The organism is Xanthomonas sp. 3793 (assembly GCF_024806835.1).
Lineage (GTDB): Bacteria > Pseudomonadota > Gammaproteobacteria > Xanthomonadales > Xanthomonadaceae > Xanthomonas > Xanthomonas arboricola_F.
This window is the reverse complement of sequence record NZ_JANTYU010000001.1, coordinates 1460273-1485004: the sequence shown is the minus strand read 5'-3', so window position 1 is coordinate 1485004 and position 24732 is coordinate 1460273. Positions and strand designations below refer to the sequence as shown.

Here is a 24732-nt window from a genome sequence, read left to right as displayed (position 1 = left end):
GTTGCACAGTGCGCTGGGCTACCGCTCGCCGGCCGAGTTCGAAAAGATGGTTGTTGTTCCCTAATTAACCTGTCCGAGAAATCGGGGGTAGCTCATGCTAAAACCCTCGCCAACCGGCATCGTGGTCGGCAAGCACGGCGGCAAGTTGGTGCGCCTACCTGGGCAACAGTTTGTGATCCTGGCCGCGCCCACGCGTTCGGGCAAGGGTGTTGGCATCGTCATTCCCAATCTGCTCGACTACCAAGGCTCGGTGGTGGTTTTGGACATCAAGCAGGAAAACTTCGATCTGACTTCCGGCTGGCGCAAGAGCCAAGGCCAAGAGGTCTTTTTGTTCAACCCCTTTGCCGAAGACGGGCGCAGCCACCGCTGGAACCCCCTGAGCTACATTTCGCCCGATCCCGCCTTTCGCGTGTCGGATCTGATGAGTATCGCGGCGATGCTCTATCCAGACGGCTCTAACGCCCAGAAGTTCTGGGTGAGCCAAGCGCGCAACGCCTTCATGGCGTTTACGCTCTATCTGTTCGATAGCTTGGACGATCAGATCAAGCGCAAGCACCCGAAAGACACCTGGATGTTCCCAACCCTTGGGATGCTCTATCGCGTGTCATCTGGCGATGGAAGCGACTTGAAGGGCTACCTCAAAAAGCTCTCGCAGCGCGACTTCCTGGGTCGCGACGCCAAGATGGCGTTCGACAATTTGCTCTCGCAAGCCGAAGAGACGTTCGCCTCGATCATGGGCACGTTCAAGGAGCCGCTCAACCAGTTCATCAACCCAATCCTGGATGCATCAACCAGCGGCAATGACTTCTTGTTGACGGATGTGCGCAAGAAGAAGATGAGCATCTACATTGGCATCCAGCCGAACAAGCTGGCCGAAAGCCGCTTGTTGATCAACCTGCTTTTCAGCCAGCTCATCAACCTCAACACCAAAGAGCTGCCGCAGAACAATCCGGCGCTCAAACACCAGTGTTTGCTGCTGATGGATGAGTTCACGTCCATCGGCCGGGTCGACATCATTGCAAGCGCGGTGAGCTACATGGCCGGCTACAACATCCGCTTGCTGCCGATCATCCAGAGCATGGCGCAGCTGGACGCGACCTATGGCAAGGATGTCTCGCGCACCATCATCACCAACCATGCCTTGCAAATCGTCTACGCCCCGCGCGAGCAGCAAGACGCCAACGACTACTCGGACATGCTTGGCTACACCACGGTGCGCAAGAAGAACAAGTCGCACACCAGTGGCAAGCAAAGCAGTGTGTCCTACTCCGAGACCGAGCAACGTCGCGCATTGATGCTGCCACAGGAGTTGAAGGCGATGGGCTTTGACAAGGAGGTCTTCCTCTATGAAGGCATCCCAAGCCCGGTGCTCTGCGAGAAGATTAAGTATTACGAAGACACCTACTTCACCAAGCGCTTGTTGCCAAGGGTGAAGATTGAAGCCTTACAGATGGTCCCCGCATGAGTGATAGCACACCTTCCAATGTGCCTCAGAATCGATTGAAGGCTGATGGCAGTCACAGTCAACAGCTTCTGCGTGACCTGGCATTAATCAATGCGCGCACTGTGCAGCAGTTAGGGCCATTGCAACCGGGGCGTCCGTAGCAACGCCTAAGCGCAAGCCCAATCTTCCACGTCCAATGCAACGCCTCAATCAGGATGCTTTTATGACTCAGACTAACGATTCTTCCCCTGATTCGGTCGGCAAAAGACCGCCAGTGCCACAAGGCTTGCGCGAAAGCTTCAAGGATTACCCCGATCACATCGCGCGGTTGGAAAGTGCGCTCCAAGAGTCGGTCGATAAGCCATCGCCGATTACCCCCCCCTTGGAGTTTGCGATCTGGGCGATCGAGGGCTGTCTTGATACCTTTATCGACGAATCACGTGAAAAGCTCAGGATTGCAGAACAAACGGGCGACCAAGAAGCAATCGCACTGGCGAAGGCAACGCATCTACTCATGCTTCATAGCGCCGCTAAGGGCACATGGAAGGAGCAGAATTTAATGGACTATTTTGGTTTCCCAAGTTCGAGTCATCGTCATGGCTGATGAAAGCGATGTGCTGCCGAAAGGGATCCACGAGCAGATCCTACGCGAGCAAATACTAACCGCCCCAGATTTCATCAATTCAACAGCCCAGCAGCAGCCGAAAGCAGTCATTCTGGGCGGCCAGCCTGGTGCGGGTAAGGGCGGCCTTGTCGCTCAGGCGAAGGCCGAGCTTGATCAAAATGCGGTCACAATCGACCCCGATGAGTTGCGCCGCTACCACCCGCGCGTTGCTGACTTTCGACGCGAAAATCCTTATGAATGGTCTGGTCGAACCCACAAGGACGCGAGCTCTTGGGCCGATGAGCTGCGCATGGCAGCGACTGCCGAAAAAAAGAACCTCATCTTCGACACCACGTTAAGCGATGGAAAGTGGGCATCGGAGACGCTAATCAAGGGCTTGCAAGAGCAGGGCTATGAGGTCGAGGTGCGTGCTGTTGCTTCTCCCAAGTTGGAGAGTGAGCATGGTGTCGATGAGCGTTTTACGGCCAACACCGACAGGCAAGGCTACGGTCGCCATGTGCCTGAGGGCGCGCGTGATGCAATCTACGGAAAGCTCCCTGTCAGTTTAGATACCATCCATACGAACAGCAACGTGCCCATCCGCATCTTCAATCGTGAGGGCATCGAGCTTTACGATAGTCGCACCGACGCACGCATGCCTGGTCAAGCGATGGAGGAAGCGCGCAACGCGCGGCTTAAAGATCCCGCTTTCACCGAGCATCTTCGGGATGCCTGGCAAAAGCAAGTCGATTGGCACCGTGATCTACCGGAACACGCACAAGCGATCCCGAAATCTGATCCTGCTGTCCAAGCAAAACTGCTTGAGGAGCATGCCAAGCTCCGGGTGAGCGATGTAGTTGCTAGTCGCATGGAAGGCATTGCCACCATTGATGAACTCGTGCGGCCGGGGGCTCCGCCTGCACGCGTGCCTGTGCCCGAGCCGGAGATCCCGGGCTTGCGTCGCGCCGGGATGACAGCAGGGCTTGCGGGCTTGGGCGTTGCCGCGACCGCCTACGACGCGTCGCAGACCGGAGAGCGTGTTGGCACGCTGTTGGCACAAGACAACCTCACCGCTGCGCGCTCAGAAGCGTTGCACTTTGCTGCCCGAGGCGCGGGCGGCTGGGCGGGAGGTGCTGCTGCCGCTGCCGTTGTTGGCACAAGTGGTGCCGGACCCGTCGCGCTGGTGGTGGCCGATGGTTATCTGTTCAGTGCTGCTGCCGAAAAGGCCGTCACGCTTTGGGATAACCGCCAGATCTATACGCAAACCGACAAGCAGGGCGTGAGCTGGGAGTTCAACGGCAGCCAGTGGCTTCGCCAAGAAAAAGCCGACCTGCAAAACGATGGCACGGATACCCCACAGAAGCAGGGCATGTTCGCGCTGCCAGAAAAAGTGCGCGAGCTGAACTATCACGCCAGTAGCGAAGCGACCGAGCAGGTGCTGGGCAAGGCGCAACCCAGTAATCCTTATGTGCAGCCATCCAGTGATGCTGATGCGGCGCATCTTTACGCACGGGATTGGAGACACGATCCAGCGAGTGGCCAATGGTCACGGATGGTCGCCGACGACGTTGATCGGAACGATCGGCCCGTCTGGACGGTTGATCCGGCAAATCCTGAGCGTAGTGCCGCGTTGGATCAGCAGGCAGCTCAGGTGGTGGACGCCAACATTGCCCGTGGCCCAGCTGCAATTGCGGCAACCTATCAAGCTGCCTATCAGCGCAATGGTTGGGACGACTTTGGCCCCGTGCCAGCGGCCGTGCAAGCCGCCTTAAACCCCGACTCACTGCAAGCCTCGGACGGCAAGCAGTATCAGCGCGATACGCAAGGTCAGTGGCGGCATGACGGCGTTGCTGCCGAAGGCAATGTCCCGCTGGAACTCAATGCAACGCGCGAACGCTTGCAACCGGCCTTGGAGCAGCATGCGCAGGCAATGGCACAGATGCCGGCAAGGCAAACGCCAGCGCTGCAGCAGCAGGATCAGGCCAATACCGAGGCGACTTATGCCGCCTATGGCGTTGCGCCCAATGCTCAGACTGCTGGCGCGATCCAGCTTGCGGTGCAAAAGACTCGTGACGCAAACGGGATCGATGCAGCGACCAGCTCTCTGGCATTGGAGCGTGATGCGTCCGGTCAATACTCGGTGGACAGTCCCATCCAGCATTTGAGCCGTGACGCCGATGGTGTGGTGCGTGTTGCAGCAACCACCAGCACTGATGCGATCCATCAGGCGCTCAGCGAGGTGCAGTCACTCCGGCAGGAGCAACCACCTTCGACGGGTGCACCAGAGCTGCGCATTGACGCGCAATCGCCCCAAGAGCGTGACGCCTACGAGCAGGCCCTGCTGGAGGCCAATCGGCAAGGTGTTTCTACGCAAGAAGCGCAACAGGTCGCAAGCTTCGCCGCAACGACCGTCACCGCTCCGCGTGTAGACGAAAGCCAAGCGCCTCAGGCAGCCATTGACGTGCAGCGAGATCGAGACGTTGCACGCACAACCGACGCGCCTGCCGTTGCGGAGACGGCGACTCCTGCTCTTGTCGTGATGCCTGCATCCGTCAACGCGCCGCTGCCAGAAGACGTGCGTCCGGTTGCCAAGCCTACCGAACCGAAGCCCGAGTCTGTCCCACAGCGCGAACCCCAAGAAACCCGAACATCTGAGGTTGCCGCACCCTCGACAGCCGGCGCAGTCCAACCGACGGCAGAGGCAGTGGCGCCAGCCTCTGCAAGCGCATCTGCGCCGAGCGTCGGATCGCCCTCATCAGCTCTCACGTTCCCAAGCCAGGCAACTGTTCCAACGCCGCCGTCATTTCAGGAAGTGGAAGGGCTGCGCCTGGGCGACCGAGGGCAAGAGGTTGAGTTCTTGCAGTATCGCTTGCAGCAAGTGGACGCGCGTGGTCCAAACGGCCAGGCCGTGCCGCAAGACGGGCACTACGGTCCAGAGACCGAACATGCAGTAAGGCAGTTCCAGCAAGACCAAGGATTGCCGGCAACGGGCATTGCCGGGCAAGACCTGGATGAAGCGTTGTCCCAGGCACAACACGCGCGCCGAGAAGCTCTGAAACCGACAGGGCCGACATTGGCAAATGCGGCGGTGGAGCAGGGCGGTGAGCAGCAAGCGCAAGGAGTTGCACCACAGAACGAAGCGACATCGGCTATTCCATTGCAGGCAGAACAGCAAGAGGCGATGCAGGCGTCGTCGCCGGCAATGCCAACGCCAACGCAGAGCGAAGTGCCGGCACAAATCGTCTTGGCTGAGCGCACGTCCTCCTATGCGTCATCGCCGAGCTTCGGTGGGGCTGGCGGGCGTTCAAACCCAGGTATCAACGATGAGGATCGGGTCGAGCAAGCGAGACCCTCCCAAGATGCCGCTCAGCAGGCGTTTCCCTCTGATCATCGGGATTACGCGTTGTTCTCCGCCATACAGGCGCAGCTCCCGAAAGGCACCTCCGATGAGAAGGCGGCCGAAGTGTTCCATGCCGTCAAAGAGTCAGGGATCGAGCGCGCGGATCAACTCCGGAAAGTGACCATCCAAGATGATGTCGCCTTTGTCTTTGGCAAGACGCCCGGCTTTCACTCGGAAACCGCCCTCAACACGCCATCGCCTGGCATCAATGAGACCTTGCAGAAGACAGAGGCAATGGATCAACAACGGGCGCAGGAGATGGTGCAGTTTCAACGCGAGCGCGAAGAAATCGACAGGAACCCAACGGGCCCCGTGATGACGATGGCCGCTCGCTCTCAGCAACAGGCGATGTCAGGCGCGTCCAGTGGTGACGGAGGCGGGGGCGGCTGAGGCTGAGGCATAGATTTCACCTCATTGTTGCTCGTGTCTTAGAGAGCTGAGTCTTGCAGTTCCTCCTGAAAGTTGAGGGCGTGCTTCGGAGCGAAATAATAGGCTGCCCCATGGAAAACCGCACCATTTGGCGGTGCAGGTGCATCTGCTGTGCACCGTGGGCCATCCTCTGCAAGCTTGTTGAAAAGGCATATCAGAACTTGCACACCACGCATGTCCTCCGCTACGATCCGGCCCCTTGCAGGATCAGTGCCGCCGGGGATGGCGGACACAACAATACTGATAGGTTTAAGGCTTGCTTTCTGTGCTGCGTCGCGTTTCGAACGCTGTGGCTCGGCGAGCATGCCTGACGTTGTTAGCATAGCTTCCAAAAATCGAAGGACATATGGACGATTCAAGTGTAGTAAGGCAGGAGGCCGTCGATAAGGCAGCTCCACGTGTTGAGGTTAAACGACGTCTGGGTGCTTTGGTGCTTGGCGTGCAGTCACTTGGGGCGCTTGCCCTATTAGCACCGGCACAAGATGCAAATAGCTTCGGTAGATACATCTGCAGTGGCGGATTCACTAATATTGCTGGCGGGCCGCGTTTGTTTTCACCGGTTTGCTGGTTTCAGGAAGACTATGCGGGTGAGGCGACCCGCACTACAACGAACGGTAGGGCGCGCGTCCGGGCGAACGATGGTGGTGGCAGTGGCGGATTTGCCACATCGCCCGGTGCAAAAGAGCAGCCAACGAACGACAAGCGCGATAGCGCGGATTGCAGTGGGGAAAAAAGTGGCAATCCTGTGGTCATCTCGACGGGCAACAAAGTTGAGCCTGAGTTGGACTTCGCCGCCAATGGAGAGATGGGTCTTTATTTAGAGCGCACCTACAATGCGTTTTGGACCGCACGTGGACTTTTTGGCACGTATTGGCTCAGCAACTTCGACTACACCCTTGTGCCAGCTGGTAATACCATCTGGGCACAGCGACCCGATGGGCGCCGTATCAAGTTCTTGTTAGACGCGGGCAGCGGTCACTACCTTGAAGAAAAAGCCTCACCGGTCGCTTTTGTTGTCAAACAAGCTGACGGATCGTTCGTTCTTTACAACGAGACACGAGGCACCGAAAAGTATGACAAGCGTGGCTACATCACTGAGCGGCGCAATGAGCAAGGAGTTGCATGGAGCTTCCGTTACGACGGCGCATATCTGCAAGAAGTCACACACACTTCCGGGCGCAGCATCAAGTTTGCCTGGGCCGATGGCGTTGTCACCCAAGCAACCGATCCTGCTGGAAATGTCTACCGCTATGGCTACCAGCAGAACGTCTTCGGATTGGGGTTGAGCAAAGGCCGGCTTGCGTCGGCGACCCTTCCAGGAGCCCCAGAAACGGTCGTCAGCTATCATTATGAAGATGCCCGATTTGTTGGTGCGCTGACGGGCAAGTCATTCAATGGTCAACGCTACTCGACCTTTGCCTATGATGATCAGGGTCGGGCGACGTCGACTGAACATGCCGGAGGCGTTGAGCGCTTTTCGTTTAGCTACTCCGTTCCGGCAACACAAGCAATCACGCCACCTCCTGCGCCACTTCCACCTGGTGGGTTTACGGGCGGAGAGACCGGTGGATCATGTAGCACCCCGCGTCCTGGTAGTGGAGAAATTTGCGTCCGCCCATCTTCGGTAGGGGGTGGTGCCGTCCGACTGTCCGCGCAAAGCATGTCCACTAACGCTGGTAGCCCTATGGCAACGGCGGCGGCGACAGGCAGCACCATTCCGAAAAAGATGTTGGTAACCGAGACCAGCCCGCTGGGGCGGCAGACAACCTACACCTATGAAGACGGGCGGCAAACCGAGGTTACAGGGGCTGCGAGTCCTCATTGCCCCGCAAGCTACAAGACGAAGACCTACGATGCGAATGGATATGAGGACATCGCTAGCGACTTTGCTGACAACCTCACCGACTTCGATTACGACGTCCAAGGCCATCTACTGAAGAAGGTTGAAGCAAAGGGCACTAGTGCCGAACGCACGCTGACCTACGCATGGGATCAGGCCAATCGGATGGTGCGTGAAACCATTGCAGGAGATCACGAGACGCGCGTTGAATATGACGCAGACGGCCGTGTCTCGAGGCATACGCTTGTTGATTTGACGGACTACGGACAGGGCCCCACGAAGGCCACTACGTATAGCTACACCAAGCATAGCAATGGCCTATTGGCCACCATGAAGGTAGACGGCCCGCTACCGGGATCTCAAGACAGCGTCATTCAGTCTTTCTCTTCAGTAGGCGATCTGACAAGTGTTGCAAATGGCATCGGCCAAGCGACCACCTACTCTGCGCACAACGCTCTTGGACAACCTGGCCGCGTGACAGGTCCAAACGGTGATGTCATGGAGTATCGCTATGACGGGCGCGGACGCGAGGTTGAACGCCGCACCTCAATCAACGGGGCGTGGGTGGCTACAACAACTGCCTATGATGGTGCGGGGAATATTGCAACGGTGCGCACTGGTGATGGAGTCTCGCAGACATATCTCTACGATGCCGCTCGCCGCGTCAAAGAGGTTTACAAACCCAAGTCTGATGGGATGTATGAGCGCAAGCGCTTTGAATACAACAATGCGTCGTTGGTCACGAAGACCGAAGTGCTCGACACTGCCTATACCGGTTCAACGTATGTTACCGGAAACATCGATGGTCTCTGGCACGATGCAGCCTGGAATTGGTATGTTGCGGGCTGGGCATGCTCAACTGGATACGCCGGATCGATCGATGTGCATCCTTATGTCGGCGGCTCCGCAGGCTACGGAACAGCACTACCCGGGGCTACTGCAAACATAGCAAGCGAACCTGCTGTAGCACAGCAATGCCAAACAAGCGGGTCGGCGTATCGCTTTAATATTGCGCTTCCTGGTGATGTTCGAAATGCGCATGGCGGCAAGCCATTGTATGTGCATGGCATCTCACCAGCAGGCTTAGAACACTCTTTGCTTAATGGCTCAGGCAAGCACTTCATTCCCGAAGTGCCGAAGGTCATTGGCAATATCGATCAGGTTTATCGCGATAGCGCCTATAACTGGTATGTCGACGGTTGGGCGTGCTCGACTGGCACAGCAGCATCGATCGATGTGCACATGTATGTGGGCGGGTCAGCCGGTGCAGGCTCCTTCTTGCTGGCGGCGACTGCTAATCAAGGGAGCGATGCGTCCCTGTCCCAACAGTGCCAAGCCGCAGGAAGTGCTTATCGCTTTCATATCCCGCTTCCCGCTGACGTTAGAAAAAATCATGGTGGCAAAAGCATCTTCATCCACGGCATTTCACCTGTGGGTAGAGAGCACTCGACGATTGCCGGGTCTGGCGCTTTTGCTATTCCCGCAACTGGCATGCGGGGCGATATCCAGGCTGTCGAATACGATAGCAACTGGAATTACTCCGTGAAGGGGTGGGCGTGCGGCCTAGGCATAAGCGACCACGTTGCGGTTCTGCTCTATGCCGGCGGTGGACCCGGCGCAGGCACGCATTTTGCTACCGTGTGGGCCAACCAGGCGGAAGATGCTGGCGCGGCAGCCCAGTGTGATACCGCAACTCAAGGCCGCACCTTCCGCTTCCCGCTGGACTTCAATCTCCGGAATTCGCTGGGAGACCGCCGTATCTATGCGGTGGCTTTGACGCCGGGAGGCGCTCTTTCTGACTACATGCTTCCCAACTCGGGAACGCACGCGCTGCCTCGCATGGACCGGAGCTCTGCTTTTGTCGGCTGGAACAACGTCGGTCCCTACGCCCCAGGTGAGACCCGCATGATATCAGCAACGTTCCAGAACACCGGGAACGTAGTGTGGGGAGCTGCTGGCGTTGGAAATATTTACATGGCCAGAGGATCTGCCACAAACAGTCTTAATCAGACTCATGGCTTGCCAAGGCCAGTCTATCCTGGGGATCGAGTGTCATTCTCGTGGAGCTACACGGCACCTCGTCCGGTGACGACAACGCGCTACCACGTGGTATCTCAGATGCTTGTAGATGGAGCACCCTTTGGTGCCCTAGCTTCGGGGATCATTTCGGTTGATGGGGCAGGTGGTTGCACAGGCATCCGTTGCACCCAACCAATGTCCGTGGGCGATAAGATTAAAATTCAGGGGGATGCCAAGTGATTACAGGGATGTTGATGGGTGCTGCATTGGTTTTTAGCAGCACTACTGAATACGATGAACTTGGACGTGTCATTGTTGAGCGTGGGAATAATGGACAGGTCTATAAGTATGAATATGACGCCGAAGGGCGTCGTACGGCATCGACCGATGCCTTAGGTCGGCGTTCGACGATGCGATACGACGCACGTGGTCGTTTGATCGCCACCACCGATGCATCGGGAAACACGACAAATTTTTCCTACGACCAGGGTGATCGCTTATCCAAGGTTGTTGATCCACGCGGGAAAGCAACAACTTACGACTATGACGGTTTCGGGGGCCTTCGTCGTCAAGTAAGTCCCGATACAGGGCAGACGGTGTTTGGATACGACGGAGCCGGTCAGCGCACCAGCATGACTCGAGCTGACGGCGTGGTGACCAACTACGCCTATGACGGCCTTGGTCGTGTGGTTCAGATTGCTGCGGGAAGCCAACAGCACATGTTTGGATATGATTCTTGCGCCGGCGGGATAGGTCTGCTGTGTAGTGCAGTGACTCCAACCACGACTCTTGCGATGAGCTATACGCTGCAAGGGCAAGTTGCAGAGCGGGTCGATACGGCCGTAATGGGAAGAACAGTCAGTGAGATGCGGACTCGTTATGCCTATGATGAAATGGCGCGATTAAGCAGTATCACTTATCCAAGTGGCGTTACCGCAGGCTATGGTTACACCGACGGCAAACCATCGGCGGTAAGTGTCAATGTGGGTGGCCAAGTGACTAGACTCGTCGATTCGGCGAGTTATCTAGCTTGGAGCGACGTGCCCTGGCGTAGAACGTCAGGAAATGGCGTGGTGCGAGAATTGGGCTACGATTCCGATATGCGTTTGACGAATATTGCCGTCAAAGTGGGAGACCGCGTTACTCAGCAACTGACCTACGGTTACAACAGCGTCGATGAAATTAGCTCTATCGCTGATGGCATAAATTCCAACCTAAATCAAACCATTGACTATGACACGTTGGGTCGATTTGGAGAACTTCAACGAGGAGGGCTGCAACACACATTGAAATACGACAGCAATGGGAACTGGATTTCTTATGATGATAGCCGCTCCGTTCGATCGTATGACATTGATGCCAATAACAATCGTCTGCTGGGATACTCTAGCACGAAGTCTGGTGACGAAAGCCGCCAGTATGGATATGACGCGATTGGTAATCGGGTCTCAGAGTTTGCTGCTGGCGACAGCCGCACCTACGGATATAGCCCGTTCAATCGCATGGCTAGCGCAACTGTAAATGGTCAACGCACGGAATATGAAATAAATGCGTTGGGTCAGCGTATTGGTAAGAAGGATGCAAATGGCGCGAGCACTAGCGTCTTTACCTATGCGGGACAAAATCAACTGTTGTCCGAACAAGAGCCCAGTGGAGCAATTGCCGACTATATCTGGTTGGGTGATGAGTTGATCGGAATCGTTCGACGAAATGGCGTTTATGCTGTTCACAATGATCATTTGGGCAGGCCTGAGGTGCTGACAAACGATGCTGGTGACGTTGTTTGGAGGGCGTATAACTACGCCTACGGACGGACCGTGCAGCAAGATAGCATCGGCGGTTTCAATATCGGTTTTCCAGGTCAGTATTTCGATAAGGAAACAGGGCTTTGGTATAACGGTTTTCGTGACTATGACCCGGGTGTTGGGCGTTATCTGCAAAGTGACCCAATCGGCCTCAGGGGTGGCTTGAATTCGTACGCCTATGTTGGTGGAAATCCCATCTCTGCAATTGATCCACTTGGTCTTAAAGCTTGCATTGATTTCCTGGGTCTAGTCCTGGGCGCTGCGGATGTCTACATGGGATATAATGAAATTGCTGCAGGTGGGCCTGCGCTAGTGATTGGTCTGGCGCTGGATGATAATAGCTTGGTTTTTGGCGGAGGTGCCGCTTCAATGTTGGGTATTGCTACTTTACATGATGGCGTTGTTGGTATTGGAACAGCGATAGATGGTAAGGAGCGTGATCCGCTTATGAAGGTGGTTGGCGGCGCTTTATTGGGGGGTACTGGGGCTACCGCTGGTGAAATGCTATCTAAGGGTTTAACATTCAAAGGGGCACTTGGCGGCGTTGTTGGTGGGTGGAGGGGCGTTGCCACCGATAAAGATATAATGGATATTATCAAGGGTGCTAAAGATGCAGCCGGTCCAACTCCTTGTAATTGTGGCGGATAAATTATGTCCTTATTTTGGCTTAAATTCTGGGCTTTTATTTTTGGGCTTTCCTCAGCAAGATTTTTATTCTACTTCTTTAGCAAGGTTTATGTGGGGCAGAAAATTGAGGTGGCTGACTATCTGGTAATTCCTTTTGCAATCATTTGTGCTTGTTTTAGTTTTCAATGTCTAAGGCGATTGAAGAGAAAGCGTGCATCATTAGAAAAATAGTCGGCCATTGATGGCTTCGATATATCCAAGGCTTTCATCATGCCACTCGTCTCGCAATTTCTCCGGTCACTTTGGAAATGACGCCAAAAAATTTATTATTGTGGTGCGTTGGTCGGCTTCTTGAGCGCGTAGATCTTTATAATCGAATTTGGAGTGAGTATGAAAATCTGTAGCAGTACAGTTCACGTTTATATTTTGCTATAAATTATTGTTATACATGAATTTGTTTTTTGATGTGCGGATTATCGAATAGCTAAGAATTAACAACAAGAGCGCACTTATGGTTTCTGCTTTGCAGAAACCGTGCGCCAACGCTGCGCGTCGGTGCGGTGGCTTCGCCACCTCGTTGCCTATGCTCCGCTAGGCAACACAGCCACTTCAAAACCCTGTGATCAAGGTCTCTCTGCTGTCGAGTTCGCTTTTCTCTCGACACGGGATGTTGTGCCGCTTCTTTGTGTGCTCCACAAACAGGAGTTTCACAAAATGGCGATTTATCACGCAACAATGAAGTCTTTCAGCCGAGGCAACGGCGACTCGTCCGTCGCAGCAGCAGCCTACCGCGCAGGGTTTGATCTGCTCGATACAAGCACGGGGCTTGGTCACAATTATTCCCACCGAGGCGGTGTCGATTTCCATCAGATGCTTGCGCCGAAAGGAGCGCCCGAGTGGTGCTTTGATGCGCAGTATTTTTGGAACGCGAACGAAGCGGCCGAGACGCGCAAGAACGCACGCGTTTGCCGAGAAGTCGAGGTGTCGCTTCCGCATCAACTCGATCCACACCAACGAAGAGTGCTTGCCTTGGCGCTGGGTCAATTGCTCGTCGAGCGCTTCCAAGTCGCCGTGCTGGTTGCGGTGCACACGCCAAGCAAGCTGGGTGATCAGCGCAACCACCATGTGCATTTGCTGATGTCAGCCAGAAAAGTCGGTCCGGGTGGGCTTGGTGAGCGCGCCTGCGCTGAGTTTGACGCCCGACAAGGCGGAGGAACGCGAGCGTTGCGGCAAATCCGCAAAGACATCGCAACGGTTATCAATGCGCATCTGAAAAATGCCGGCAACGCGGCTCGTGTGGATCATCGCAGTCTCCGAGCACAAGCGCAGGATGCCGCGCGCAATGGGGAGTTTGAACGCGCCCGCGAACTCACGCGCCGGCCTGGCAAGCACTTGGGTAAAGCCAAGGTCGCGGTGATGCGCAAGACGAAGTTCACCGCAGAAGTCAAGGGTGCTGGTGGGAAAGCTGCGGCATTAGCGCTTTCGAAGCTAGTTGCTGAGCATATGAAAAAGAGCGGGAGCTTCGTGCACGAGGTGCCACCATCTCACAGTCATGCGGCCGCAATTCGGGATCGGGCCAACGCAAAAGAGCCTGGATTGAAAGGGGGCACAGCGGTTGGACAGGGAAAATTGTCAGGCGCAGAGCGGGTGCGGCAGATCAAAGAGCGTTTGGCGCGTGCGCCAGCGCCAAGCTCAGGACTCTACACGCCTTACAGTGGCCAGACCCGGCATCTTGGTCGCGTGACGCGTTTGGCTCGTTCCTCGGGCCGAAAAGACGCGGAGGTGCTCAATGCGGAGGCTCAGCTCATCGAAGACTGGCTCGAAGCGCAACGGGAGGTCGCGCAGCAGTCTCTCGAAGTATTGCGGCAGATCCCAGGGATCCAGATTGAGCAGGAATTTCAGCAAGCGTATGGGACGCTGATCTGCCGGCGTGTGGACAGCTATGCCACCAAGCCGTTTCTGTTCGAGGACACAGAGATGCTGGCTCGCTCAATCAGTAAATATGCCCATATGCTGGTGCGACCCTACAAAGCGCGTGTGGCCGTGCTGGATGCGCAAGCCAAGCTTGTTGAGCAAGAAGGCAGCGGAGACGCGCAAGCGGTGGCGAGGGCACGCCGGCGTTTGGGGAGGGCAAAGGTGCATGTCTCTCCTCGCATCCAAGCCATTCAGCAATGGCGCATCAAGCGGGCTCGAAAGGCGATGGTGGAAGCGGCTGAGGCCTTGGAGAAAGAATTCAAGTTGCAGTCCCATGAAAGTTTTCCCACAGAAAATTCGGAGGTCGAGCAGGTTGTGGTTGCGAGAGAACAACAGAGCGGGGATTGGGAGTTGAAGTTTCGGCCACCCAGGCCATCGATGTGACAGTATTCGCAGCTGCTTTCGGAAAAGTCTGACCGGTAGGCAAGGCATTGTCTGATATTGAGATGGGTGGTTCAGGAGGACGCTGAACCAGCCGCCCAAGCCACCACACCCGCAAGATGCATAATCAGATGAGGCCAATCCCGACCGGTCTGCTTGCAGATCAGGTGGGGCCCGGAAGGGGGGGCGGAAGGGAAACCCCGTCATCAAGCGCCGGAGCGACAGCCCCCTGTAAAGGGGGCTTTTTGATGGTTGCGTTCTGCCATCTGAGTCGGGTGATGGTCTCTGCCTGGGGAGTTGACTGGATGTCTACCCCTGGGGTTAAGCTGTTCTTAGACACAGCGAAGCCGCGCCAAATGGATGGGATGCAACACATGGAATCGAACGAGCCAGCGCCAGGCACTTTCTTCATGTTGGTGTCTGACATGGAGAGCAACCGCCCCGTCTGCGGGGTTCAGTTCACGAACGAGCGCCAGCTTCTTTCGCCGCCGAGGCTGATCCTGCGGCCGGAGGAAGATGGGTTTCCGCCCCTTCGCGAAACTCCACTGCTGACCTACGACCCAAGCGCCGGCCCCAAGCCTCGGGACTTGGAGGCTGGGTTCAGCGGCTACTGGCTGGTGTCCGAACGCCTACATGACGCGATGGTGGCCGTGGATCCGAAGGCGTTTGCTCTCGCAGACGTTGACTACCGTCTAGCCGACGGAACGCCAGGCCCGCGCCACTACCTCTGCGACGTTGTGCGCGAGCTGGACGCCCTCGGCCCAACTCCAACGTAACGAGGCTGGGCAATACGGCTATGACAGTCCTATCGTTCATCACCAGACTGGCGCGGACGGGGTAGCCCACCAGGTGGCTCTGACCCAGCCTGGCGGTATCCGCCAAGCGCTGGTCGAAGTTAGCCAGCGGAATGCAGAACCGTCAGTGCCCACCCTGAGGGGCGTCGCTGGATACTATTTTATATCAATGAGTCGGGCCAAGAACGGATGAATAGGTCACGCAAGTTGCGTAATCGGGCGTTGGAGGGCGAAAAAGAAAACTATCTCGCCGGGAGGTATAACGAGGGGGGATGGAAGTCGCCGGCAACTATTTCGGCCCTGCTTGCTGTTGTAGTCGCGGCGGCAAGCTGCGGAATTACGTGGTTCCGAACTGGACCGGAGCTGGAAAAGCTTCATTCTGAGGTAATTGCTCTGAGAACAACTGAGCGTAAAGAGACCGCTGAGGCGGCTCTAGCGGAGCAGGCCGTCCACGATCTGCGAGACCCAGACAAAAAGGCAGCATCTGAACTTGACTACAAGCGAGCCAAGCTTGACTACGCTAGATCCGCTGATGAACTGCTTGATGCTGCCATTCCTTCACTTCAGGCCGATACCTCAGCAGCTGTGGGTGAAGATGGAATACTGGTGATCCCGGTTGCCATCAAGAACACAGGTTCCCGAGGGGTTTGGCTTTCAAATCTCAGAATTCGCCTTAGCTTCGTTCCCAAACAAAGTCCTAGTGTGACTTACGAGACCAAGCGGTGCCCCTTGGGCTACTTGCCACCCGGAGGCATGATTCCCTGCCATCTTGTCGCCTCGATTAAAGGGGTCTCGGAAGACATTGAGCAGGTTCGCTACACCTATATGATTGACGCCAAGCCTTATTTTCTTGATTCCTCACTGTCATTCGCGTTGTTGCGCGAGAACTTCTCTGAAGAAGTCATCGAAAAGCGCCTCAAAAGAACGTGGACATATGAAGGAATCTATTTTCCTATGGGCAATTGGGACCCTGGTCTGCCAAAGTCAGATCCTGTATTGCCTTCGCCGCCAAACCGCTAAGATCTGATTTCTGAAAGTTCACGCAAGCAAATTTTTTGAAAAATGGGTTGGCCTGCATCGTCTGGAAGTTACTCAATTCCGAGAAGTTCTGGGCCCACGCCCTTCTGTGGTGCCAGCTCAACATAGAGATCGCATCGTCCTACAATCACGGCCAGCATAGGGCGATGATCCTGGCGTAAACCGGACAGGCGATTCCACTCAGAGCGATCAAGACCCGAAGGTTGAGGGTTGTCTTCTGGGTGCGTGTGCCACTCGCCCAGATAGCGCACAGTGCCTTTGCTGGCATTCCATCTGGCCAAGGCGATGGCTTGATGGCCAAACGGCATGCGCTCGAACAGCGTGCGGAAGCGCTTATCCCACTTCGTCGGGGTAGTGGCTTGCTCGATGAGCATGTGGTTGCCATGGACTGTTCCTAGAAGCAGCCCTCCGGCTTCTGGGTCAGTCGCTTCGCGCTGGATATGATCTTGAAAAATGGCAAGGGTGCTTTCGGAGAAATGGACCAAGATCTTTCGGTCGGATGTTCCCCATGCGCTCATGAATGGCATACAGAGCACCTCTCATGGGCTGGGAGATCGCAATCCGCCGTTGCTAACTCGAACGCTTGATCGGTGACGCGGGTGCGAAAGGAAGGACTGAAGACGCCGTTAACCCAATCGATCGCAAGTTCGGTTCCGAGGCTCGCCGCCTGGACAGAGACTGTGGCGGGGAAGGGCACATAAAGGCCTTCGCATCCTTGTCCGGCAAGCGTGGTGGGCAGTTCGCCTTTGACGGATGGGAAAGCACCTTCGCGAGTGTGATGCCAAACGCAGCGATAGCAAGGACTCGTGCCTTGCTTGGCCAAAAGAGCACGAACAGCTGTTCCTGGTCCCTCAATCCAGACGGTCAGGATGTCAGTGGAATCGCGATAACGCGCACTCAACCAATGGCCTAACGCTTCCTCGCCCGTGGCATCAATCAATAGATCAAGATGTTCAAGATGCTCGGTCCTGACGTCACGAGGAACGGCAGCAAGGAGTGCGCCAGGTGCCAGGCACTGAAGTTCAGCAGCCAGAGCAGTGGCCTTGTTGCCGAGCAAGCTTGGAAATCCCAAGCGATGTCGCCCGACGTTCTGAGGTAGGAAAAGATCAGGGTCGATAAGCGTTAGCTCACCACCACTGGTGCCAGCACCAGCCTTGACAAACATGTCGGCCATGTAGCCACCGATGGTTCCGCAACCGACAAGGGCGATCTTCTTTCCTGCAAGCGTCCGGCGCTTGGGTGTATTGCGCTCAGCCAAATAGCGATCATCAATCCGCAGCATGGAGAGCGGCTTGACCCTGAGTTGATAAGTAGGATCTCGACGATCAGACAGCTTCTTTGGTGCGGCGCGCTGGGCACGGTCAAAGAACACCCCGAAAGCATAAGTCATCAACGGCGACTCGATGATCACAAGCAAGTGGTTTGCTTTGCTTGCTTCTGCTGCATAGATGCTCCGATGAATCTTGCGTCGACATGCGGTATCGAGCATGCTTTGCCAATCAAGCACATCGCGCACAAACTTGGGTGGCCAGTTCCCCTCCAATGGGCGAGGTTGCGCATCGGTCTTGATTCGGACGCAGCGCGCCTCAGGAGCATTTGTTAGGTAGCCCATGGCAGTGAGCTTTTTCTCTGTGCGTTCCGGATCATCGGTGACGAACCAAAGGTCTTTGCCACTTTTCGTTTCGATGATCGTGCAGCACATGTTGCCGAGGCTATTGCCTTGGATGTCAGAAAAGCACCAGCCGTTTCCTTCCCAATAAGCGAAAAACTCTTCAGCCAGGTCATCGACCATCTCTCCCCTAATGATCCGAGTCAGCACGTGCTGGGCGCGATCAAGGCATGCCAGCGACTGGCCAATTGGGTCAAAGATGTCCAGAGCGATGGTTCCAGCGGCGATATAGCACAGCTCGCCTTGTCCATTGAGGTGCGGGACCGTGGGGCCTGACAGCTCCTTGGGAAGCTCAAGCAAAACAATCTTGGGCAAGGCGAACAGGTCTGGATCGAGCTGGACCTCGCACGGGATGTCTTGATTGCCTGGGGAAGTCAGGTGGCCATGAAGGAGGAATCGGCCGTTCGGTGCTTTACCAGCGAAGGCAAAGCCCCGGGGCTCGAACGCCTCAATCACTGCATAGACCTGATTCGCGCTCATCCAGCCTTCGAGCGCCCGATCAGTTCGCTTGGGCCAACGATAGCGGAGGACGATGCGATGCTGCTCGCGACAGAGACGACCTTGATCCTGTCCGGATCATTGGGGAAACGGGAGCCAAATTCCTGGCGCATCCAGATGCAGGCCTGTGAGGCACTGGATGCGTGAATCGCACCACGCAGCATGACAGCGGACTCATCGAAGGCTTTAGCCGCATTCTCGACACCTGCGGCGCCAAGGCGACCGGTCAGAGATTCGCTGTCGTCTGTTGGGTTGTTCACTCCGCTGCGCAAAGCGTCTGGAAGCCTCTCGACCACAGCGAGCAAAGCCAAATCATCACGACTATCGTGCTTTGCAAAGAGCGGGGCTGCCGCTGCCATCAAAAGGATCGAAGACGGGCCGCCGCTTTCCCAATGCCAGTCACGATAGGCCTTGAGATAGCGCACCGTGCGACGGAACTGCTCCCCCTTCGCCTCGACTTCGCCCAAGAACCATTCCTTGACCGGGCGCGGATCAGAGACTTTCCAGTTCTCTTGGCGATGAGCCAGCAGCACTTTGTCACGAGGTAGCTTCGTCCAGACATCCTCCTCCTCAGCAAAGGTGATTGAGTCCATGGTCAGCCCACGGCTCTCAAACGCCTTAGCCAGAGTGACGAACTCCTCGTCAGGAATGGCGTAAAGCGGGATGTCGATATGGGCGTCCTTGGCGATCACGATCCGGATACAGGTGTCCTTATCGGTGATGAGCTGCCACTTGTTCCGATCGACCAAGGGTTTCAGAGATTCCTGTGCAGCATAGAAGAACACCTCGGATGCAACGCTTGGTCGATTGCTCTGCGAGACAAAGCTCATCGGCAGGTAGCAGCCATCATCGACATCAGCTTGCTGTGGGGGCTTGGCAGGTGCGTTGAGAGTCTTGTAGGCCCAGGACCCTTGGGTGAAAAATCGAGGGGTTGGCACTTGGCCAGGATAGCCACGTGCTCTGAGGACCGCCGGGATGCCTGCGCGCAGGCAGTTACGGACATCTAGGCGTGCTTGGGCAATGTAGGTGCGTTGCGCCTCTTCCAAGTCCAGCGCACCATGCAGGCAGGTCCGATTTTCGACAGTAGTGAAAAACAGCGGGCTCAAGTTCAGCATGGTTGCCTCCTAAGCGTTCTTGTGAGAGCCGTGATAGAAGCGCGGCGCGGCGGCTTGGTGATCGCGGAATGGCCGGAATGCCAGATCCCCAATGGCGCGCTGCGCTGCGTGGTTGCCTCGATCTTTCAGCGTGTTCGTCGCAGCAACCGAGACTCGATCCAAAGCTTTGACATCCTTGCTCTGGTCCGGAGTGGCTTGGTCATCGATTTTGTAGTAGTCCGCACCCAAAGCATGCCCCAGCAAGTGATGGACCGACGACTCCTGGGCTGAGATCACCAGATCGAACAGCCCACCACGCCATTTGCCGAAGCCGCGATCCAGACTGGCGTTCCCCCGCACGGTGGAACCGACGGTCATGGTGCCAATCGAAAGCACCCGAACTTGAACGCCTGGATCGGTAGCGAGGAAGTGGCGCGCCTCATGAAGACCAAACAGGCCGGGTGCATTGCCCACTAGACCGCCATCAGCAAACACCCCTCGCTCGTTGCGCGCGAGAGGGAAGTAGACCGGCGCTGCTGCGGTTGCCAAGGCCACATCCATCACTTTAAGGCGATGGTCCAATTCGAAGCTGGGGTGATGCGGTGTTTTAAAGAACTGTCCTTTGCCGGTGGAGTAGTTCACGGCGGGAATGAGCACGGGGTGCTTGAGGTCGCCAAGCGTGGTCTCGCCAAAGCGTTCCGCTAGAACCTCACGCAGCCCGCCAGGGTTGTGCTTGGCGATAAGCCAGAAGCCAAGCAGCCGCCTTGCCAGGCTGCGAGAGCCGAAGATGCGCCCGCCGTGCTTTTCGAAAAGGTCCTTCAGCTCGCTCGCGGGGATCTCGTTGGCCAACCCTAAGGCCAACATCCCGCCCGCCGACGTGCCGCAGATCAGATCAAAGTGCTGGGCAATCGGGCGCCCGAGCACCTGTTCCAGTTCGGCCAAGACCGTGGCGGTATACAGGCCACGGTAGCCGCCGCCCGAAAGGGCCAGCACGTGGAGGGGCGGGATATCGTCCATGGCGTCTTACCCCCGGGGTGGGAACGAGTCGTGGCCGTGGCTATCCTTGTCACGGATCTGACCGTTGGGACGGTGGATAACCAGCTCCGACTGCTGGTTGCGAGCGATCTCCCGCCCTGCATCGATTGCTTCCTGTTGGGTGTCATGGACAGAAGTTGCCCGCCCATTGCCTTCGCCTTTGACTGCCCAGCCATCCTGGTGGGGCACTACATGCTGGTTCTTGCCTGCCATTGCTTGGTTCCTTTTGCTTGAAGGGATCCGCCGACCAGGCGGCTGGGTTGTCAATTGCTAAAGCCCAATGCACAATGGGTTGCTTGCTCAGACAACAAGAGCAAGGCAGCCAAACCAGCAGATTGCGGCTAGAGATGCGATCTGTTGTCTGACTGGACAACACGCTAGCAGAACTTTGTGACTGATGCAACGGTCACAAAGTCTGGGGCGTTAGTGCGATTTTGGTGCGGGTGGTCCGAAGGCCCGCTTTTGGTCACTCAGTGGATTTTTTTATGCCTCAAACAGGCTTGGGCGTTGCCCTAAAGACCTTGCGCGAGCGCAGGACTCTCTCTCTACGAGAAGTTGGTCAACTAGCCTCGGTGGACCATGCCTACGTCCATCGCCTGGAGTCAGGGGACAAGACCAGCCCATCCCAGGATCTGTTGGGCAAGCTAGTTAAGGTCCTCAAGCCCAGTGCGCGCGATGCCGAGATCGTGAATTGGCTCGCAATGCACGAGGATGCTGACCCGCTGTTGGTCGAGTTCGTCCTTAAAGACGAATCGGTTGAGCTTGATATCTTTACAGCAGCCGCTGGAGTCAGGCATAGAGGAGCGACGCGGCCCGATCCGGCAGTGCTGATTGCTAGGACCAGGCGTATCTTCGAGGAAGACGACGAGGAAGGCTGATCATGGATGAGGCGGGCGTGCGCCAGCTGGCGCGAAGATTTGTTGCGAACCTGGATACTTCCAGCATTCGAGAGGATCTATCGCCTTACCTCATCGCTGCCAACGCCAAGCTTCGAAGAGAGCCCTTGGACGATGGGGAGTCTGGATACACGGTTCCCGGCAAGAACGGTAAGAGTATCATTACGGTCAATGAGTTGGAGAGCGCAGAGCGTCAGCGCTTTACCATCTGCCACGAAATTGCCCACGTGGTGCTGGGGCTTCCCTCAAAGCACGAAGAAGTGCCGCAGTGGGGATACGCCAAGCGCGACCCCAACGAGGTTTTTTGCGACGTCTTTGCTTCTGAACTGTTGATGCCCTACAAGGAGTGGCTCGCGACAGTCCCCAAGGACGAGCCCTCGCTTGCGGTGATAGAGCAGATGGCCGCGCACTTTGGCACATCATTTCCTGCCGCTGCTTCACGCTACGCCAGCCTCACTGACTATCCCTGTGCATTCGTCACCATGGAGCGTGGCGTCGTGCGCTACTCAGTGCTCTCCAAAGCCCTGCGTGAGGTCAAGGCATGGATCCCGCCAAGGGCCAGCATCCCGTCTGGTTCTGTGGCGTATCGCTTACGCGAGTTAGGGGGCAATGGCACCGACTCAGATTGGGTGCCACAAGATATTTGGTTTGAGAACTGGGAAAAGGGTCTTGAGCTTTGCGAGATCGGCAGGCACTTTTCGCTGAGGGACACCACAACATCATTGTTGTGGTTCGACCAAGAAGAGCTCCCAGAAGTTGAGCATGACCGCTTTGGAAAGCGCTGGCAGGACGACGGGGGCTTGCCCGAACTCACTGGAGAGTTGACTTGGGAAAAGCCTCGCAAGCGTCGTTGATCAAGCGCAGTCCCAGGAAGTGCCACCACTCTAGATGCGACTTTGCCAGCTTGAATCAGGATGTGAGTCCTGATAGTTTGGGTATCGTTCGAGGTGTCGTTTTGGGGTTCCTTGTTCTGCCTGAAATTAAGGTGGATCAATGGGTTAGGGTGGTTTGGATTCTGTTCCCATCGCCCGCTCCATGGCCGCAACGGCCTGGGCGCGTCGAGGCGGCCACGCCGCTCGCCGCGTCATCCTTGCTGTCTTCGCCAGCCCGCTCGTTTGCGTGGCAATGTCAGGCGCTGGCTCGCTCTATCGACCCGCGTTGCTCAATTCTGATCGCAGGGAGGCATCAGGGCGTGTTTGCATCTTCATCGGATGCGATAGCGGGTCAAACGGCAATCGCCATCTGGTTTGTCGCCTTTTCACTGGTGGCAATGATGCTGGTTCGACATGCGTCGGGGCGTGCCTCGATGGTCATCAAACAGTGTGCGATGGCGAGTGTGGCCGTTGGACTGCCGCTGGCAGCGTGGTTGCCTTCCTCGGCGTACGTGCTGAAGTTCGCGGTGATGCTTGCGTTGTCGCTGTGCACGGTTGTTGTGGGCGTCGCGTGCGGGCCGCGGCGATGGATGTGGTTCGGTCTAGTTGCGGCAGCATTGGCCTACGGTGCCGTTGCATTTCAATACGTGCTGATGGAGATCGCCAGATAGGTTCGCGGCGCTATGCCGATGTGCGGCCGCGGAAGCGTTGGCGATAGCGGCGCCGTACGACGCCGGTTTCGTTGCCGTTCGGGATCGCCGGTCTAGCGTGCGCAACGCACGGATGTCCGTGTACTCCGGATGCTGTCATGTCTGTCGTTCGCCATCGGCTGCCCTCAATTATCGTTGCGCTGGGTTCCATCGTTTGTGCGGGGCCGGTCGCCGCCGCCTGCCAGCCCGGGCCGTTTGCCGTCTCGCTGCCTGCACAGCGGCTCGACGAGCGTTTGCAACAGCTGGCCCACGTAACCGGATGCGCGGTGGAAGTGGATCCATCGCTTCTGCAGGGCAGGCATGCCGCTGCATTGGAGGGGTCCTTTAGCGCCGATCAGGCTTTCATTCAATCGGTGCGTGGCAGTGGCCTCGAAGCCGGGCCGGCCGATGACCATTGGCGCGTCAATCAGGCGCAGCAACTGTATTTTGCCGAGCGCGTGGAGACCTTGCGCAGTGCGATTGCGGATGCGCGCAAGAGCAAGTCGATGACGCCCGTACGCGCGAAAAAACTGACCGCTTACCTGTCGAAGATTGCTGCAGACGTTCCCAGGCTCGTGCGCGAGCAAGGCTTTCTCAGTGCAGCAGAGCGGGCGTCTTACGGACGCATGTTGAAGGATGTGGAGCAGTCGTTGGTGCGGTGATGCGTTGCAACGACGATGCGGGATATCGCGGGTTCCACAAGGCCGGTTCGCCGCATTGCACGTGCTGCAGGCGCGGTCTCGGATATCACGATGGCAGATACATGCTTATTTGATTCTGCAGCGGCTAACAAACGTGGCGAGTGGTTGTCAGGTGGGTGTGGGGTGGAGCGCTCAGAACCCGAATGCACGAGCAGTACTGCCGTGCGAGCACCGGCCGCGCCCGCGCGCCAGCCTAGCGGTGAGCACAGCAGTGTTGTTGGCCGCTCTTAGCTCGGCTATCAGTTCGGTGCATCCTGCCGGGACGATTCGACCGGTGTCGCCGGCTTGGCGCGATGCGGCAATCCCAAGCTGGTCTCTATCGCTGCGATGGGTGCTGCCAATGACATCGATTGCAGGCGCTTACTCGTTGTAAAAAGTGCGCCACAGCTTCGGCTTTTTCTTCCTCAGGGTCAGGAACCTCCTGATTGAGAACGCTTCGCATGTCCACCATAGTGACTGCATCATTGAGCGGACACCATGACCACTACTCACTCCCAGCTAATCGGTGCGTTGATGAAAGGCATGCGCCGTGCAGAGTCGGCGCGCGCGGCCTCCATTGCCTATCGCACCGGGCCGGCGGATCAGGCGAGTACGTGCGGCACGCCTGACGACGCCGGTAAGGTGCTTGAGATGTTCAGGCTCGACGCCGATCAGATTCGCCAGATCGGCCTGGTCGGGGTGGAGGAGCTCGGCGAGGCGGTCTGTCACGCGTGGTCGATCAACGCCGGGCAGCTGGACCGGGTGGTGCAGTGGTTCACCGCGCCCAGGGTCGAATTTGTCGGCAAACACTGCAGCGAGCTGATCCGGGCAGGGCGCATCGGGCCGGTGCTCACCATGGCCCGCGAGCACGCCTTGCTGCGTCATCGCTGAGCGCCAGCAGACCCGGCGCGGCCTGGACGCTTTACGCTGGCCGGCGCAGGGGC

At 56.9% G+C, this 24732-nt stretch carries 16 protein-coding genes, 1 other RNA gene and 2 pseudogenes; 13 read left to right on the top strand and 6 right to left on the bottom strand.

Going from position 1 to position 24732, the window contains the following annotated elements; all coding sequences use genetic code 11:
- Window positions 1–94: 94 nt before the first annotated feature.
- The 8 genes and pseudogenes from FHY18_RS06125 to FHY18_RS06090 form a co-directional block, all read left to right on the top strand.
- Window positions 95–1465 (top strand): annotated as a pseudogene (locus tag FHY18_RS06125) (type IV secretory system conjugative DNA transfer family protein); the annotation flags it as partial.
- 265 nt (window positions 1466–1730) lie between these two features.
- Window positions 1731–2048, top strand: coding sequence for a hypothetical protein (locus tag FHY18_RS06120; protein WP_039446097.1), 318 nt, complete (start codon window positions 1731–1733; stop codon window positions 2046–2048).
- Window positions 2041–5838 carry a zeta toxin family protein gene (locus FHY18_RS06115; protein WP_259152435.1) on the top strand — a complete coding sequence of 1266 codons (3798 nt, stop codon included), beginning with the start codon at window positions 2041–2043 and terminating at the stop codon, window positions 5836–5838. The genes FHY18_RS06120 and FHY18_RS06115 overlap by 8 nt, the downstream gene beginning before the upstream one ends.
- A gap of 385 nt (window positions 5839–6223) precedes the next feature.
- Entirely contained in the window at window positions 6224–9976 is a 3753-nt protein-coding gene (locus tag FHY18_RS06110; protein WP_259152434.1) for a DUF6531 domain-containing protein, read from the top strand.
- Window positions 9977–9990: 14 nt separating this feature from the next.
- Window positions 9991–12189 (top strand): RHS repeat-associated core domain-containing protein, encoded by a 2199-nt coding sequence (locus FHY18_RS06105; RefSeq protein WP_259152432.1) that lies wholly within the window; start codon window positions 9991–9993, stop codon window positions 12187–12189.
- A 693-nt stretch (window positions 12190–12882) separates the two neighbouring features.
- Window positions 12883–14526 carry a MobA/MobL family protein gene (locus FHY18_RS06100; RefSeq protein ID WP_259152431.1) on the top strand — a complete coding sequence of 548 codons (1644 nt, stop codon included), beginning with the start codon at window positions 12883–12885 and terminating at the stop codon, window positions 14524–14526.
- A gap of 353 nt (window positions 14527–14879) precedes the next feature.
- Window positions 14880–15320, top strand: a pseudogene (locus tag FHY18_RS06095) (DUF1629 domain-containing protein); the annotation flags it as partial.
- A gap of 186 nt (window positions 15321–15506) precedes the next feature.
- Window positions 15507–16337: a hypothetical protein gene (locus tag FHY18_RS06090; protein WP_259152429.1), complete on the top strand. Its 831-nt coding sequence runs from the start codon at window positions 15507–15509 to the stop codon at window positions 16335–16337.
- A 68-nt stretch (window positions 16338–16405) separates the two neighbouring features.
- Here FHY18_RS06090 and FHY18_RS06085 read toward each other — a convergent pair whose 3' ends face one another.
- From FHY18_RS06085 to FHY18_RS06065, 5 genes are read right to left on the bottom strand one after another with little or no spacing between them, the layout of a single operon-like run.
- On the bottom strand, window positions 16406–16873 hold the full coding sequence (locus FHY18_RS06085) for a Mov34/MPN/PAD-1 family protein (RefSeq protein WP_259152428.1): 468 nt from the start codon (window positions 16871–16873) through the stop codon (window positions 16406–16408).
- Window positions 16870–18504, bottom strand: coding sequence for a ThiF family adenylyltransferase (locus FHY18_RS06080; protein WP_259152427.1), 1635 nt, complete (start codon window positions 18502–18504; stop codon window positions 16870–16872). Before FHY18_RS06080 ends, FHY18_RS06085 begins: the two co-directional genes overlap by 4 nt.
- Window positions 18501–19637, bottom strand: a complete 1137-nt coding sequence (locus FHY18_RS06075) for a CBASS cGAMP synthase (RefSeq protein WP_259152426.1) — start codon at window positions 19635–19637, stop codon at window positions 18501–18503. Before FHY18_RS06075 ends, FHY18_RS06080 begins: the two co-directional genes overlap by 4 nt.
- 9 nt (window positions 19638–19646) lie before the next feature.
- Window positions 19647–20633, bottom strand: a complete 987-nt coding sequence (locus FHY18_RS06070; protein ID WP_259152425.1) for a CBASS cGAMP-activated phospholipase — start codon at window positions 20631–20633, stop codon at window positions 19647–19649.
- Window positions 20634–20639: 6 nt separating this feature from the next.
- Window positions 20640–20864: a DUF2188 domain-containing protein gene (locus FHY18_RS06065; protein ID WP_046934610.1), complete on the bottom strand. Its 225-nt coding sequence runs from the start codon at window positions 20862–20864 to the stop codon at window positions 20640–20642.
- A 272-nt stretch (window positions 20865–21136) separates the two neighbouring features.
- On the opposite strand from FHY18_RS06065, the gene FHY18_RS22055 reads away from it, so the two are divergent.
- The 4 genes from FHY18_RS22055 (at window position 21137) to FHY18_RS06040 (ending at window position 23770) form a co-directional block, all read left to right on the top strand.
- Window positions 21137–21529 carry a helix-turn-helix transcriptional regulator gene (locus tag FHY18_RS22055; protein WP_025989214.1) on the top strand — a complete coding sequence of 131 codons (393 nt, stop codon included), beginning with the start codon at window positions 21137–21139 and terminating at the stop codon, window positions 21527–21529.
- A 2-nt stretch (window positions 21530–21531) separates the two neighbouring features.
- Window positions 21532–22401 carry an ImmA/IrrE family metallo-endopeptidase gene (locus FHY18_RS06050; protein ID WP_017165042.1) on the top strand — a complete coding sequence of 290 codons (870 nt, stop codon included), beginning with the start codon at window positions 21532–21534 and terminating at the stop codon, window positions 22399–22401.
- On the top strand, window positions 22374–23090 hold the full coding sequence (locus tag FHY18_RS06045) for a hypothetical protein (protein WP_259152572.1): 717 nt from the start codon (window positions 22374–22376) through the stop codon (window positions 23088–23090). Before FHY18_RS06050 ends, FHY18_RS06045 begins: the two co-directional genes overlap by 28 nt.
- Window positions 23091–23227: 137 nt before the next feature.
- Entirely contained in the window at window positions 23228–23770 is a 543-nt protein-coding gene (locus FHY18_RS06040) for an STN domain-containing protein (RefSeq protein WP_259152422.1), read from the top strand.
- 122 nt (window positions 23771–23892) lie between these two features.
- On the opposite strand, the gene FHY18_RS06035 is transcribed toward FHY18_RS06040, so the two are convergent.
- Window positions 23893–23968: non-coding RNA, sX9 sRNA (locus tag FHY18_RS06035), on the bottom strand.
- A 318-nt stretch (window positions 23969–24286) separates the two neighbouring features.
- On the opposite strand from FHY18_RS06035, the gene FHY18_RS06030 reads away from it, so the two are divergent.
- Window positions 24287–24679 (top strand): hypothetical protein, encoded by a 393-nt coding sequence (locus FHY18_RS06030; protein ID WP_259152421.1) that lies wholly within the window; start codon window positions 24287–24289, stop codon window positions 24677–24679.
- Window positions 24680–24732 lie beyond the last annotated feature (53 nt).